Annotated in this window: 11 protein-coding genes; 6 read left to right on the forward strand and 5 right to left on the reverse strand. The window is 67.2% G+C overall.

Features of this window, described 5'->3' with window-relative positions; all coding sequences use genetic code 11:
* Positions 1-46: 46 nt before the first annotated feature.
* Positions 47-550: a signal peptidase II gene (gene lspA / locus ACCD06_RS06910; protein ID WP_109073409.1), complete on the reverse strand. Its 504-nt coding sequence runs from the start codon at positions 548-550 to the stop codon at positions 47-49.
* Between the two features lie 208 nt (positions 551-758).
* Positions 759-3,602 carry an isoleucine--tRNA ligase gene (gene ileS / locus ACCD06_RS06915; RefSeq protein ID WP_413339686.1) on the reverse strand — a complete coding sequence of 948 codons (2,844 nt, stop codon included), beginning with the start codon at positions 3,600-3,602 and terminating at the stop codon, positions 759-761.
* A gap of 375 nt (positions 3,603-3,977) precedes the next feature.
* Here ileS and ACCD06_RS06920 point away from each other — a divergent pair, with 375 nt between their 5' ends.
* The 5 genes from ACCD06_RS06920 (at position 3,978) to ACCD06_RS06940 (ending at position 10,329) form a co-directional block, all read left to right on the forward strand.
* Complete coding sequence (locus ACCD06_RS06920; protein ID WP_413339688.1) at positions 3,978-4,955, forward strand: glycosyltransferase family 10 domain-containing protein; 978 nt, start codon at positions 3,978-3,980, stop codon at positions 4,953-4,955.
* Positions 4,956-4,973: 18 nt separating this feature from the next.
* A complete protein-coding gene (locus ACCD06_RS06925) occupies positions 4,974-5,696 on the forward strand; it encodes a hypothetical protein (RefSeq protein WP_413339690.1) in 723 nt (240 codons plus the stop codon).
* Positions 5,697-5,704: 8 nt separating this feature from the next.
* Positions 5,705-8,359 (forward strand): tetratricopeptide repeat protein, encoded by a 2,655-nt coding sequence (locus ACCD06_RS06930; protein WP_413339692.1) that lies wholly within the window; start codon positions 5,705-5,707, stop codon positions 8,357-8,359.
* A gap of 1 nt (position 8,360) precedes the next feature.
* Complete coding sequence (locus tag ACCD06_RS06935; protein ID WP_413339694.1) at positions 8,361-9,173, forward strand: galactosyltransferase-related protein; 813 nt, start codon at positions 8,361-8,363, stop codon at positions 9,171-9,173.
* 175 nt (positions 9,174-9,348) lie between these two features.
* Positions 9,349-10,329, forward strand: a complete 981-nt coding sequence (locus ACCD06_RS06940; protein ID WP_413339696.1) for a hypothetical protein — start codon at positions 9,349-9,351, stop codon at positions 10,327-10,329.
* 52 nt (positions 10,330-10,381) lie between these two features.
* Here the strand turns inward: ACCD06_RS06940 and ACCD06_RS06945 are convergent, their stop codons facing one another.
* The 3 genes from ACCD06_RS06945 to ACCD06_RS06955 form a co-directional block, all read right to left on the reverse strand.
* A complete protein-coding gene (locus ACCD06_RS06945; protein ID WP_014247028.1) occupies positions 10,382-11,065 on the reverse strand; it encodes an orotate phosphoribosyltransferase in 684 nt (227 codons plus the stop codon).
* A gap of 111 nt (positions 11,066-11,176) precedes the next feature.
* Positions 11,177-11,698, reverse strand: coding sequence for a bacteriohemerythrin (locus tag ACCD06_RS06950; protein WP_413339698.1), 522 nt, complete (start codon positions 11,696-11,698; stop codon positions 11,177-11,179).
* A 140-nt stretch (positions 11,699-11,838) separates the two neighbouring features.
* On the reverse strand, positions 11,839-13,545 hold the full coding sequence (locus ACCD06_RS06955) for a methyl-accepting chemotaxis protein (protein ID WP_413339700.1): 1,707 nt from the start codon (positions 13,543-13,545) through the stop codon (positions 11,839-11,841).
* Between the two features lie 246 nt (positions 13,546-13,791).
* Between ACCD06_RS06955 and ACCD06_RS06960 the strand changes: the two genes are divergently transcribed.
* Positions 13,792-15,429, forward strand: a complete 1,638-nt coding sequence (locus ACCD06_RS06960) for a S10 family peptidase (RefSeq protein ID WP_413339702.1) — start codon at positions 13,792-13,794, stop codon at positions 15,427-15,429.
* Positions 15,430-15,515: the final 86 nt, after the last annotated feature.

A 15,515-nucleotide genomic window follows, 5' to 3' on the forward strand; every position in this document is an offset into this window, starting at 1 on the left:
TGGTCAGCGCTCGCCGGCGGTTATAACGCCACCGGCGACGGAACTCTTACGACTTTTCGCGGCCCGCGAACAGTCCGTCGATCAACAGCAGCACCACGCCGACGCTGATTCCGCTGTCGGCCACGTTGAAGGCCCAGAAATGCCAGCCGGCGAGATGGAAATCGAGGAAGTCGACCACCGCGCCGTGCAGCAGCCGGTCGACGACGTTGCCCACCGCCCCGCCGATGATGAAGCCCAGCGCCAGTGCGATCAGCCGCCGTTCGGCCTGCCGCAGCCAGAAGATCAGGCAGACGGCGATCACCGCGGCGATGGCGCTGAGGATATAGGGCATCAGCGCCCCGCCGCCGGCGAAGGTGCCGAAGCTGACGCCGTAGTTCCACACCAGCACGAGGTTGAAGAAGGACGTCACCTCGATGACATGCGGCACCGGCTGCATGACCTGTTCGAGGATCCACCATTTGCTGCCCTGATCGAGCACGACCACCACCACGGCGACGATCAGCCCGAACAGCCAGTAGGAGCGGGATTGGTTGGCGACGAAGGCGTTCATGGGGCCATACATCCTTCCTCTCCCCTCTGGGGGGAGAGCCGGGGTGAGGGGGATGCGCGGCGAGGGGCGTCCGGCAGGCGGACCCCCCTCACCCTAACCCTCTCCCCGCTTTCGGCGGGCCGGGGGTGCGCCTGTCGCGTCAGCGCAAACGAAGTTTGCGCGAAAGCGGGGGGGAGAGGGAATAGAGCCGCGGATGTGGTAACTGGCCTCATGCCACCGCGTCGGAGCAGCGGACGCACAGCGTCGGGTGGTCGGCGACCGTGCCGACTTCCTCCAGGACCTTCCAGCAGCGCTCGCACTTCTCGCCTTCGGCCAGGGCCGGGGCGACGGCGATGCCGGGGACGTCGGGCAGGGTGAAGGCCCCCTCCGGCGCCGCGGCATCCGTCACCTCGATGGCGGAGGTGATGCAGACGTCCTGGAAATCCACGTCGGCCAGCAGGGCCTTGGTCGCCGAGTCGACATAGACGGTCGGGTCGGCCTGCAGCGACGAGCCGATGGTCTTGTTGGCGCGTTCCAGCTCCAGCGCGCCGGTGACGACGCGGCGGACGTTGCGCACCGACTCCCACTTGGCGGCGAGAGCGTCGTTGCGCCAGTCAGCCGGGACCTCCGGGAAACCGCGCAGATGCACGCTTTCGTCGGTCCAGCCATCCCCCTCCTCGAGGCCTTCCGGACGCGCCAGCCAAGCCTCCTCGGCGGTGAAGCAGAGGATCGGGGCCAGCCACGCGGTCAGGGTGGAGAACAGGTGCTCCATCACCGTCCGCACCGACCGGCGGCGCACCGAATCGACCGGATCGCAATAGAGGCTGTCCTTGCGGACGTCGAAGTAGAAGGCCGACAGCTCCACCGCACAGAAGTTGTGCAGGGCCACGAACAGGGCGTGGAAGTCGTAGGCTTCGACCTTCTCGCGGACCAGCGCATCCAGCTCCGACAGGCGGTGCAGGACCCAGCGCTCCAGCTCCGGCATCTGGGCGGCGTCGATCCGTTCGGCCGGGGTGTAGTCGGCGAGCGCGCCCAGCAGGTAACGCAGGGTATTGCGCAGGCGGCGGTACAGGTCGGCCTGGGTCTTGATGATCTCCTTGCCGATGCGGAGGTCTTCCGAATAGTCGGAGTTGATGATCCACAGGCGCAGGATGTCGGCACCGTACTGGTCGCAGACCTCCTGCGGGGCCACCACGTTGCCCAGCGACTTGGACATCTTGCGGCCCTGCTCGTCCAGCACGAAGCCGTGGGTCAGCACCGCGTTGTAGGGCGCCCGGCCGCGCGTGCCGCAGCTTTCCAGCAGCGACGAATGGAACCAGCCGCGATGCTGGTCGGAGCCTTCCAGATAGAGGTCGGCCGGCCAGGCCAATTCCTCCAGCCGCTGTTCCAGCACGAAGGCGTGCGAGGAGCCCGACTCGAACCAGACGTCTACGATGTCCCGGACCTGCTCGAACTCCTCGGCGGAATAGGCGTTGCCGAGGAAGTCCTGCGGATCGCGGGCGAACCAGGCGTCGGCACCCTCCTGCTGGAAGATGTCGGCGATGCGGGCGAACACCGCCTCGTCGCGCAGGATCTCGCCGGTCGCCTTGCGGACGAACAGCGCGATCGGCACGCCCCAGGCGCGCTGGCGGCTGATGCACCAGTCCGGACGGCTCTCGATCATCGAACGGATGCGATTCTCGCCCTGCGGCGGGACCCAGCGGGTGTCGGAGATCGCCTGCAGCGCCACCTTGCGCAGGTCGTTCGTCTCCATCGAGATGAACCACTGCGGCGTGGTGCGGAAGATCAGCGGAGCCTTCGACCGCCAGCTGTGCGGATAGCTGTGCTTGATGCGGTTGCTGGCCAGCAGCGACCCGGCTTCATCGAACGCTTCCAGCACCGCCTTGTTGGCCGGGCCGGACTTGCCCTGGTCGGTGTAGACCGCCAGACCGGCGAACAGCGGCACATGGGCGTAATAGCGCCCGTCCTCGCCCACCGTCTGCGGCACCTCGATGCCGTTGGCCTGACCCAGGCGGAAGTCGTCCTCGCCATGGCCGGGGGCGATGTGGACGAAGCCCGAACCGGCGTCGGTGGTGACGAAGTCGCCGGCCAGCAGCGGCACCTTGAAGTCGTAGCCCTTGCCGTTCAGCGGGTGGCGGCACCAGGTGCCGGCAAGGCGCGCGCCGGGGAAGCGGTGCAGTTGCTTCCACTCGGTGACGCCGGCCTCCTTCAGCACGCCCTCGGCCACGCCGGTGGCGAGCACCAGACGCTCGCCGACCACGGCCTTGCTGCCCTCGGCGACGGCGGTCACCTTGAAGGTGGCGTATTCGATCTCCTCGCCATAGGCGATGGCGCGGTTGGCCGGCAGGGTCCAGGGCGTGGTCGTCCAGATGACGATGCTGGCCTCGTCCACCTCCGGCGCCGACGACCCCCAGACGGGGAAGCGGGCGAAGACGGTGGTGGAGGTGTGGTCGTGGTATTCCACCTCGGCGTCGGCCAGCGCGGTCTTCTCGACCACCGACCACATCACCGGCTTGGAGCCCTTGTAGAGGCCGCCGTTCATCGCGAACTTGTGGATTTCGCGGACGATCTGGGCCTCGGCCGGGAAGGTCATGGTGGCATAGGGGTGCTTCCAGTCGCCCTCCACGCCCAGACGGCGGAACTCGGCGGCCTGGATGCCGACCCATTCCTCGGCGAACTGGCGGCATTCGGCGCGGAACTGGATGAGCGGCACGTCATCCTTGTTCTTGCCGGCCTTGCGGTACTTCTCCTCGATCTTCCATTCGATGGGCAGGCCGTGGCAGTCCCAGCCGGGGACATAGTCGGCGTCGAAGCCCTGCATCTGGCGGAAGCGGACGATCACGTCCTTCAGGATCTTGTTGACGGCATGGCCGATGTGGATGTTGCCGTTGGCATAGGGCGGGCCGTCGTGCAGCACGAACTTCTTCCGGCCCTTGGCGCCGGCGCGCAGCTTGCCGAACAGGTCCATCTCGGCCCAGCGCTTCAGCAGCTCGGGCTCCTTGGTCGGCAGGCCGCCACGCATGGGGAAGTCGGTGCGCGGCAGGAAGACGGTCGATTTGTAATCGCGGGTCATATCGGATCCCTGGGGGAAGGCGTCACCATCGGGCGGCTGGTTCCTGCCACCCGACGCACATAAGGTCTCGATCCCGGCCCTCCTCAGAGAGCCGGGCCGGTAATTCGCGCGCGATGCGCCGGTGCGCGCATCATCATCGGGATCCGTACAGAGACGTCCATGGCGCCGGATATTAGCGGCGCGGGCCGTCCGGTCAAGGACCGCTCACATCCGTTGTGTGCAACTGCGAACCGGCTTTGCGGGGGCAGGCCCGGCCCGGCGGCTCCAAAAATACCGCTGGCAGCCCGGCGATGGCATAACTACGGTGTGTCCGCCGAGCTTGTCCGGGCAAAAGGGCCGCTCGCGGCAATCAGTGCGTGCGGGAGCGTCTTGGGCATGATCGACCAGCGGACCAGCGATTTCCTTTCGGAATTTCTGGCGTCTTCCCATCAGGACCCGGCACGTCTCGACCGTTTTCTGCTGCATGGACCGGACCGCGGCGGGCGCGGCGCGAAGCCTCGGCTGAAGATCGCCTTCTTCGATTTCTGGCCGGAGTTCGATCCGGCCACGAACTTCTTCGTGGATATCCTGTCCGCCCGCTTCGACGTATCGGTCGTCGACAACGACAGCGATCTCGCCATCATATCGGTGTTCGGCACCAGTCCCCGGGAAATACGGACCGCCCGGTCGATGTTCTTCACCGGCGAGAATGTGCGGCCGCCGCTCGACGCCGTCGACATGTCGGTGTCGTTCGACCGCATCGACGATCCCCGGCATTACCGCCTGCCGCTCTACGTCATGCATGCCTGGGACCACAGGCGCGAGGGGGCGACGCCGCATTTCTGCCATTCCGTCCTGCCGCCGGTGCCGCCGACGCGGGAAGAGGCCGAGAAGCGGAAATTCTGCGCCTTCCTCTACAAGAACCCCAACTGCGCCCGCCGCAACGACTTCTTCCAGATGCTCTGCGCCCGGCGGCACGTGGAGTCGGTCGGCTGGCTGCTGAACAACACCGGCAGCGTGGTGAAGATGGGCTGGCTGCCGAAGATCCGCGTCTTCTCGCGCTACCGCTTCGCCTTCGCGTTCGAGAATGCGAGCCATCCCGGCTATCTGACGGAGAAGATCCTGGACGCCTTCCAGGCGGGCGCCGTGCCGCTTTACTGGGGCGATCCGGGGGTCCTGCGGGATGTCGCCGCCGGCAGCTTCATCGACGTGTCGCGCTATGCGTCCGACGAGGAGGCCTGCGACGCCATCCTGGCCGCCGATGACGACTACGACACCTACCGCCGCTATCGCAGCACGCCGCCCTTCCTCGGCGCGGAGGATTTCTATTTCGACGCCTTCCGTCTGGCCGAATGGATCGAAAGCCGACTTTGAGCGGCGGGAGGACGGACGATGAAGCGGGTGCTGCTGAACTATGCCGACGGGGCCTTCACCACGGCGCAGAAACACAATGCGAAGACCGGTCTTGCCGCGGGCGGCTTCGACGGCGTGGCCATGATGGGGCGGCAGCACATAGACGCTACGTTCGCCGCACGGAACCGCCATATCCTGGAGCAGCCGCGCGGGGCCGGATATTGGCTGTGGAAGCCTTATTTCATCGATCTCATGCTGCGGGAGCATCTGCAGGATGGCGACATGCTGTTCTACAGCGACAGCGGCGCCCATTTCGTCCACAGCGCCGATCCGGTGATCGAGATTTGCCGCCAACGGCGTGACCTGCCGGTGCTGCTGTTCACGCTGGAGGACCATCACAGCAACCGCGTCTGGACGAAGCGCGACTGCTTCCATTTCATGGGGCTGGACCGTCCGCCCTTCATCGACGCGCCGCAGATCCTGGCCAGCTTCATCGTCTGCGAGCGTGGGCCGGAAAGCAGGGACTTCATTTCCCGATGGCTGCGGTATGCCCAGGATGCCCGGCTGATCACCGACGCCCCCAACGAATGCGGCCTGCCGAACTATCCGGAGTTCCGCGACCATCGCCACGACCAGAGCATCCTCAGCCTGCTCGGCCGCCGGTACGGCGTGACCACCATTCCCGACATCTCGAACTGGGGTGATGCCAGCCGTCCGGCCGAGATCCCCCGCATCCTGGAACACACGCGCTGGCGCGATTGAGGTCGGCTATGGCAGACAAAAGCCAATCGACCGGCTTCACCCGCGCCCTGTCGGCGGAAAGGGCCGGCAAGTTGGAGGAGGCGAGGGCCCGTTACCTCGAAGCCCTGCAGGCCGAGCCGCAGAACCCGAAGGCCCTGCACCGGCTGGGCGTCGTGGAGTTGCGGCTGGGTCGGGCGCGCGAGGCGGTGATCCTGTTCCAGAAGTCGTTGGCCATCGCCAAGGATCCGGAGGTTTATCTCGATTTCGGCGCGGCGATGGCCGGCATGGCCCGCTGGGATGCGGCGGCGACGGTCTATGCGGCGGCGCTGCGGGTCGCGCCCGATTCGGTCGATGCCCATTATGGTCTGGCGCTGGCCCTGCACAGCCAGGGACGGCCGCAGGACGCGGAACCTCATTACCGCAAGGTACTGGCGACCCATGCCCATCTGGGAGAGGTCCACAACAATCTCGGCGTCGCCCTGCAGGATCTGGGGCGCTTCGCCGAGGCGGTGGCCGCCCACTGGGAGGCGGTGCGGCTCTCTCCCGCCGACGCCTCGTCACTGTCCAGGCTGGGCGTGGCGCTCCATCACCTTGGCCAAAATGCGGAGGCGGAAGCGGTATTCCGCAAGGCCATCGGGTTGGCGCCGCTCGACGTGGGCATCCGGCACGACCTGACCTGCCTGCTCCATGCCGTTGGCCGGCCGGCCGAAGCGGTCGCCGCCGGCCGTCCTGCGGTGGCGCTCGATCCGTCGAGTGCGCGAAGCTGGCTGGCATTGGGCAACGCGGCACATGATATGCGCCATCGTGAGGACGCCTGGCGCGCCGCCGCCGCCGCGGTCCGGCTGGAACCGTCCGATCCGGCCGCGCACAACAATCTCGCCAACGCCCTGCGGGAACTCGGCCGCCTGCAGGAGGCCGTCGCCCAATATCGCACGGCGTTGGACCTGCAGCCCGACTTCCCGGTGGCGGAGATCAATCTGGCCCAGGTCCTGTCGATCATGCGCGAGTCCAACGGCGCGCTGGCGATCCTGAGAAGCCTGCTCGTCCGGCAGCCGCTGAACGCCGAGGCATGGCGGCGGCTGGCGGGCGTGCTGGCGGAGGCATTCCGCCCCGATCTCGCGGTCGCCGCCCTGCGCAATGCCGTCGCCGTGGCTCCCGACGATACCGACGCCTCTGTCGATCTGGCGATGGCCGCCGCGATGAGCGGCTGGAGCGCGGTATCGGCGGAGGCCTGCCGGCGGGTACTGTGGCTGGTTCCCGGCCATGGCGCGGCCCTGGGCCAGTTGGTTCACCAGCAGAGGCTGCTTTGCGATTGGCGTGACCTGGACGGTCTGGAGGCGCTGCTTCTCCGCCGGGTGCGGGAGGGGGCGGAGGGCGTATCCCCGTTCGACGTCCTGTCCTGCGCCTCGACCCTTGCCGACCAGCAATCGGCCGCGACCCGCTGGGCGGCGGCGAAGGCCCGCGGCGCCGTTCTTGTCCACCGATCCGCCCCCGCGCCCGCCGCGCTTCCACGGGATGGCCGTCTGCGCATCGGCTATCTGTCGTCGGATTTCCGGGAACATGCGATGGGCCATCTGATGGTGGATGCCCTGGAGACGCATGACCGGTCCCGCTTCGCCGTCACCGCCTATTCGACCGGCATCGACGACGGCAGCCCGCTGCGCCGTCGGTTCGAGCAGGGACTCGAACGGTTCGTCGACCTGTACCGCCATGGCGACGCCGATGCGGCGCAGGTCATCGCGGCGGACGGCATCGACATTCTGGTCGATCTGACCGGTTTCACCACCTTCTCACGGACGTCGATCCTGGCCGCCCGCCCGGCTCCGCTGCAGGTCAACTGGTTGGGTTATCCGGGCACGCTGGGAGCCGGCTATGTCGATTACATCCTCGCCGACCCCGAGGTGATCGCGGAGGGCGAGGAGGCGTTCTTCACCGAGCGGGTGGTGCGGCTGCCGGATTGCTACCAGCCCAACGACCGCCGCCGTGCCATCGCCGCCACCACCCCGTCGCGCGCGGATTGCGGGCTGCCGGCCGATGGATTCGTCTTCTGCTGCTTCAACAGCGCCTACAAGCTGACTCCCGCCCTGTTCGACGGCTGGGCGCGCATCCTCGCCGCGGTTCCGGGCAGCGTCCTGTGGCTCTATGCCGGAAATCCGCAGGTGGCGGCCAACTTGCGCCGCGAAGGCGAGGCCCGCGGTCTTGATCCCGACCGTCTCGTTTTTGCCGGCCCGATTCCCCATGCCGAGCATCTGGCGCGCCACCGGCTGGCGGACCTGTTTCTCGATACGCTTCCCTACAACGCGCACACCACGGCCAGCGACGCGCTGTGGGCGGGGCTGCCGGTGCTGACGCGGCGCGGCACGACCTTTGCCGGGCGCGTGGCGGCCAGCCTGCTGCGGGCTGCCGGACTGCCGGAACTGATCGTCGACGGGCAGGAGGCCTACGAGGCGGCGGCGGTGGACCTCGCCCGCTCGCCCCAACGGCTCCGCGCCCTGCGGGAGCGGCTGATGCGCAATCGGCAGACCTGCCCGCTGTTCGATACCCCACGATTCACCCGGCATATCGAGGCGGCCTATCGGGCGATGTGGGACATTCATCTTGCGGGCGGACAGCCGCGCGTGATCGCCATCGCGGCCGAGGGCGGCAGCGGTTTGCCATCCGCCGCACAGGGAGGGAAGGACTGACATGACGACCGGCGACAGCGCGGACGCGCGCCTCCACATCGTCGTCCCCTATCGGGACCGGGAAACCCATTTGCGGCAGTTCGTTCCGTGGGTGAGCGCGTATCTCGACCGGCTCGTGCCGCGGATCGACCATCGCATCACCATCGTGGAGCAGGAGGCCGGCCTTCCCTTCAACCGCGGGGCGCTGATGAATGCCGGTTTCCTGCTGGGCGAGGGGCAGAGCGACTACACCTGCCTGCATGACGTCGATTACCTGCCGGTCGATGCCGATTATTCCCCGGCCGACTGCCCCACGCCCATCCTCTGGTACGGGGCGGAGCAGCGGCCGGTGGCGCCGGGGCGCTCGGACCGGACGGTGACGACCGACCTTGCAAGCAATATGGGCGGCGTGCTTCTGATGCCGAACGCGACGATGCGGCAGGTCGACGGCTATTCCAACCTGTACTGGGGCTGGGGATACGAGGATTTCGACTTCTCGCTGCGCATCCGGGCGCGCCGCATCCCCACCGGCCGGCGCAAGGGCCGCTTCCAGCCGCTCGACCATGACAATGACGGCTTCACGCCGGATGCGACGCCGTCACCAATCTCGCGCGTTAACCGCCGCGTCTTTCAGGAGCTTTGGTCCACCGGGAAAATCCCGACCGGCGACGGGCTGTCGACGCTTTCCTTCGACGTGCTGGACCGCCGCCCCTGCGATGGCGGTGCCGTGGAGGGGCAGGGGCGGTGTGAAATCGTCCGCGTGCGCTTCAACCACCGCCCCCGGCCGGAGCAGGAAGCGGCCGTCGGAGCCGATGCGGCCTCCCGTTCGGCATAGGCCGCCGCGGTATCATTCCACCGCTTCCCCATCCGTCGGGTATTTGCGAACAGCCATCCGGCCAAGGCTCCGATTTTCGAGTTTGCGAAGCTGTGTTAAGCACGTCCGGTCGGGCGAGACTTTGGAATTCCGCCTATGGCGGGCATATGGCGAACTCTGCAGAAGTGGAAGCATCATGAGCAGCGGACAGGAACTTTCCAATCCTTCCTGGAAAATCGCAGTCACCTATCAGAATGATAAGATGACCGACGGCGTCGGTGCCCAGTTGCAACGGATTTACGGCATCTACGCTCTTTCGCGGCTCTTGAAGGTTCCCTACATCCACTCTCCCCTGGCCAAGGTCGATTACCAGGGTTTGAAGTCACTGGAAGAGAACAGTGGGAGCCAGGATTTCGTCGACGCGTTCAATCGCCGATTCACGATCAAATCGGATGTTGCGGTTCCTCAATCCTACTACGTCGTGAATGTTCACAATATTACGCCTGAGGCAATGGAGGCCATCACCGCGCAGGCCCAGTCTGTCGATCGGCCGATCATCGTCAGGATATCGCTTCCCTACGGCATCACAGACGCTCATCCGGCATGCTACGAATGCTGCAGGGAGATTTCCCCCTTCTCCCATCTGCCTCCGAACAAGGAGAAGCTGCGCGTGGCGGTTCACGTCCGTCGCGGCGAAATGATGGTGGTGGCCGCCAACCGCATGCTGCCGAACGATTATTACATCAAGGCGTCGCTGCGCGTTTCGCGGCTGCTGGAGGAAATGGGCGTCCCCTGCAGCTTCGAAATTCACACCGAGATACCGACCAAGGAGGTCGAGCTAAAGCCCGGCGAGAACGGGATCGAAAAATCCATTGGGGAGCCGAAGCGGATTAGCCCCGAGGAATCGAAAATCGAAGAGTTCGCCGCCATCCCGAACGCGACGATCATGGCGAATGCCGAGGCGCTCGATTGCCTGTCCCTGTTTTCGACCGCAGACGTGCTGATAACCAGCCGGTCGTCCTTCAGCTATCTGGGTGGAATGCTGAACAGGAAGCGGTCGGTGATCCTCTACAACCCGTTCTGGCACCCGGCTCTGCCCGGTTGGATTTCAACCGCCAACGACGGCACTTTCGACGAGGCGGCTTTCAGAGACAGGATCCAGGCGCTGATGGCCTGACGGCCACCGGCGGAGCCGGGGGCGGGAAGCGTTTCCCCGCCCCCATTTGGCATCACATGCTCGACTTGCCGCCGTGGGCCGACGACCAGCCGACCGGGTCGTTCAGGAACTTCTCGACTTCCGACAGGGTGTTCTCGTCGAAATAGCGGTTGTCGCGGGCGACCTTCAGCACGTCCCACCAGGTGCACAGCGCGTGCAGGCGGACGCCGATGGCGTCCATGTTGACCTTCGACTGCGGGAAGATGCCGTAGTGGAAGATCACGAAGGTATCGGTCACCTGGGCGCCGCCGTTGCGTAGCGCGGTGACGAAGTTCTCCTTGCTCTTGCCGTCGGTCGCCAGATCCTCGACCAGCAGGACGCGCTGCCCCTCCGTCAGCAGGCCCTCGATCTGGGCATTGCGGCCGAAGCCCTTCGGCTTCTTGCGCACATACTGCATCGGCAGTTCCAGCCGGTCGGCGATCCAGGCGGCGAAGGGGATGCCGGCGGTCTCGCCGCCCGCCACCGCGTCGATGGCCTCATAGCCGATCTCGCGCTCGATGGTGGCGACGGCGAAATCCATCAGCGCCTTGCGGGCGCGCGGGAAGGAGACGATGCGGCGGCAGTCGGTGTAGACCGGGCTCGCCCAGCCCGAGGTGAAGATGAAGGGCGTCTCGGCGTTGAAGTGCAGCGCCTTGATCTCCAGCAGGATCTTGGCCGCGGTGGCGGCGATGGTGGCCTGATCGGGCAGGGTCGACATGGAAGAACGCTCCGGAAAACGGGATTGCTCGCGCGGATGCCCCCTGTGTAGCGGCGGTTCCGGCGAATCGCAACGGCGGGCGGTCCGGATCCCGCCCGAGCGGGACGGGAATCAGACGGGAATGTCGCCGAACACCCGGCCATCGGGACCCGCCGGGCCCCCAGGGGCGGCGCCGGACGCGGTGCCGGGAGCCATCGTGCCCTTCAGCCAGCGGGCGAACTGGCGGTCGGCGGTGTTGATGTGCAGCATCAGCCACTGCGGCAGGAATTCGGCCAGGCTCCGCCGCATTTCCTCGTCGGCCATCTCGCCGGCCCCTTCGACTGAAGCGAAGGCATGCACCCGGTCCCAGGCGAGTTGGTGCTGGCCGATATGGTCGTCGAGGAAGGGATAGCCCGCCTCCTCCATCACCCGCTGCTCGTCGGCGAAATGCGACTCGGTGTAGGCGACGGCGGCGGCCAGGGTGCTGCGCATCTCCTCGGCCGGCCGTCCTTCGGTGACGGCGCGTTCGAAGGCCTGGACCAGCGCGATCCATTCGCGATGCTGCTCGTCAATGGAGTTGACGCCCAGAACCAGATCGTCGCTCCAGACGAGGCGGCCGTAATCGACGGGGCCGGTGTTTTCGCTGTCGCTCATGGCGGACCCGTGACGGTCGAAGGGTGCATCCGGCGGATGGCTCGCGCAGGAGATGCAGCGGCCGGGAATTTCCTAGAGTTCCCGGCCGCCACCCGCAAGCATGGGCTTTGCTACCTTTTGCCCCACCCCCCGTTCCAGACTCAGACCTTGCCGCGCACGCTGCCGAGGAAGCGGTCGACCTGCGCGTGCAGCAGTTCGGCCTGCTTCGACAGTTCCCCGGACGAGGAGAGCAGGCGGCTGGCGCCGCTTCCGGTCTCCGACGCGGCCTGCAGGACGCCGCCGATCGAGGAGGAGACCTCGTTGGTGCCGGCCGCCGCCTGCTGGACGTTGCGGGCGATCTCCATCGTTGCGGCGTTCTGGCCGTCGACCGCCTGGGCGATTGTGCCGACGATGACGTTCACTTCACCGATGGTGGCGGCGATGCTCTGGATCGCCTGGACCGCGTCGGCGGTCGCCGTCTGGATCTCTGCGATCTGCTGCGAGATGTCGCCGGTCGCCTTGGCGGTCTGGTTGGCCAGGCTCTTCACCTCGCTGGCGACCACGGCGAAGCCCTTGCCCGCCTCGCCGGCCCGCGCCGCCTCGATGGTGGCGTTCAGCGCCAGCAGGTTGGTCTGCCCGGCGATGGAGTTGATGAGGTTCACCACGTCGCCGATCTGGTTCGCCTTGGACGACAGGCCGTCGACGATGCGGTTGGTGCCGTCGGCCTGATCGGCAGCCTGCTTTGCCTTGCGGCTGCTCTCGCCGATCTGCCGGCCGATCTCGGCGATGGAGGCGGCCAGTTCCTCGGCGGCGGCGGCCACGGTCTGGACATTGACCGACGCCTGTTCGGATGCGGCGGCGACGGTGGTCGCCTGCGTCTCGGTATGGTCGGCGGTCGTCGCCAGCGACTGCGCCAGGGACCGCACCTCGGTGGAGGAGGAGGCGACGCTGTCGACCACGCCCTTCACCTCGCTTTCGAACCGGTCGGCCAGCGCCGCCATCTCGGCCCGCTTGCGCTCCTCGGCGGCATGCTCGGCCTCGGCCTGACGGCGGCGGAAGGCGTCGGCCTCCACGGCGTTCGCCTTGAAAACCTCGACGGCGCCGGTGATCTGCCCGATCTCGTCCTTGGCCTCGGACGGCGGCACGGCGACGCTCAGATCGCCCTTGGCCAGCATCAGCATCGCGTCGGTCAGGCGGCGCAGCGGGCGCAGGGCCGCCACTGTCCACAGGCCGAAGGCGCCGGACAGCAACAGGGCGGCGGCGCACAGCGACAGCATCAGCGTCTGGAAACCGCTGGCGACCGTGCGGGTGCGGGCGGCGATCTGCTGGTTCTTGTACTCCTGCAGGTCGATGAACGCGTTGATGCGCTTCAGCCATTCGGTGAAGGCGGGACGGGCGTCCTGCATCAGGGCCTTCTGCGCGGCGGCCATGTCACCGGCCTTGCGGGCGGTGGTGACCGCCTTGATCGCCGGCAGGGTCTTCGCCTCGATCTCCTTGATGCCGGCGAGCATGGCCCGCTCTTCCGGCTCGATGTCGGTCATGGTCGCGAACATGGCGTCGAGCGGCTTGGCCGCCTGGTCATAGAAGCTGGCCAACCGGTCGATGTCGGCCAGGACGGCGGACAGGGTCGTCGCATCGCTGGTCAGCACCACGTCGCGGAGCGCGATCGCGCGGTCATGCACGCTGCCGCGGAAATTGATGGCATAGCGCTGTTTGACGCTGTTCACGTCGTTGATCCGGGTGAGATCGGCATCGATCTTCCGCACCTCGCGGACCCCGATGACGGTCAGGCTGATCAGAAGCACAAGCACCGCGCCGAAGCCGAGGAACAGCCGTGCGCGTATGGTGGCATGCCGTGGAAGGAGCATGTCGGCGGGATCCCGTCAAAGTTGGCCCGGGTGGGCGGTGGAAGAACTCTAACCCGGAAGATGTTACCTTTTCGGGTTAATCAGTATGTATCGCGCGGCGCAACCGGCAAGCCCGGCGCCGACGCCGTCGCCGAAAAAATATGTCCTAAAAATGGCACCGGACTGCGGGCCGGTTGCGGATCGCGGGCGGGACCGCAATATGCGGTGGCTGGAGATCGCCCCGCAGAAACTGTCTTGGATTCCCAGATGCCGCTCCTGTCCGCGCCTTCCCGCTCCCGCAGCCTGTCACGTCTGTTGGCGATGGCCCTGCTCCCGGCCCTGCTGATGCCGCCGCTGGTCCCCGGTTCCGCGGCAGCGGCGGACCGGCCGGAAGGCGGCACGGCCGAAGCGGGAAAGGCCGAAGCGGGAAAGGCGGATGCGGCAAAGCCGGACGAACGCAACTCGGACGGCCGCAAAGCCGACAGCCTCCAGGGTTTCGACCCCCAGCGCAGCGTCACCCGGCACAGCCTGCCGCTGCCCGGCGGGGCGCTGTCCTATAGCGCGACGGCCGAATTCCTGCCGCTTCGCGACGGCGTGAAGGAGGAACTGGCGGCGCGCATCTTCACGGTGTCCTACACCGCCGAACCGGCCGAATCGAAGAGTCCCTCCGACGGTCCGCGTCCGGTCACCTTCGTCTTCAACGGCGGGCCGGGGGCGGCATCGGCCTATATGCATCTGGGCGCCGCCGGTCCGAAGGTCGTCGCCTTCGGGCCGGACGGAACCCTGCCGCGGCCGCCGGCGCCGCTGGTCGACAATCCCGACAGCTGGCTGGCCTTCACCGATCTGGTCTTCATCGATCCGGTCGGCACCGGCTACAGCCGCGCGCTGAAGCCCGACGAGGATGAGAAGCGCTTCTGGTCGGTGGAAGGGGATGCACGGTCGATGGCCGAGATCGTCCGGCTGTGGCTGACCCGCAATGGCCGCTGGTCGTCGCCGACCTTCCTGGCGGGAGAAAGCTATGGCGGCTTCCGCATCGCCAGGATGGCGGACGAGCTGATCGAGCGGGTCGGGCTTGCAGTCAACGGCCTGATCCTGGTCTCGCCGGTCGTCGATTTCGCCGCCATCGACGAGGACGGCATCCTCGGCCCGGCCCTGAAGCTGCCGTCGATGGCCGCCTCCGCCGCGGCGCTGGGGCGCACGGCCGGCACGCCGGAGCAGGCGGCCGAAGCGGCGGAACGCTTTGCGCTCGGCCCTTACCTGACCGGACTGGCCCGGCTCGATTACGGCCGCCTCGACGCGGAAAAGGACCTCTTCGCCGAGGTGGCGCGCATCACCGGCCTGCCGGTGGAAACCGTGCGGCGCCAGCGCGGGCGCGTTCCGATGGGCGTCTTCACGCGCGAGCTTCTGCGCGACCGGGAACGGATCCTCAGCATCTATGACGGCACCTTCACCGCGCCCGACCCCGATCCGGGAGCGCCGCGCGTGCCGTTCGACCCCTTCCTGAAGGGCACGATCCCGACCTACACCACGGCCTTCGCCGCCTATGTCCATGATACGCTCGGGGTGCGGACGGACGAGCCTTATCGGCTGCTCAGCGACCGGGTGAACCGGAACTGGGACTGGCCGCGCATGACGGTGCCGAGCGCCGTGGACGCGCTGCAGACGGCATTGACCCTGCAGCCGGCGCTGCGGGTGCTGATCGCCCATGGCCGCACCGACCTGATCACGCCCTACATGGCGTCGCGCTGGGTTGCGTCCCGGCTGGAACTGCCGGAGGGAGAACGCGGCCGGGTTTCGGTGACGGTGCATCCCGGCGGCCACATGATGTACACGCGGGGCGAAGGCCGGGCCGCGCTGGCCGCCGACGCCCGGGCGCTGATCGGGGACGCCCTGCGGCCGCGCTGACCGGCGCCCAAATAGTATTGAATGGGCCTGTTCGGAAAGCCCGGAAACGAAAAGGGGCGCCCCGGCGGGGGCGCCCCTTTTCGTGT

It is taken from the genome of Azospirillum sp. CT11-132 (assembly GCF_047302835.1).
In the GTDB taxonomy this organism is placed as follows: Bacteria; Pseudomonadota; Alphaproteobacteria; order Azospirillales; family Azospirillaceae; genus Azospirillum.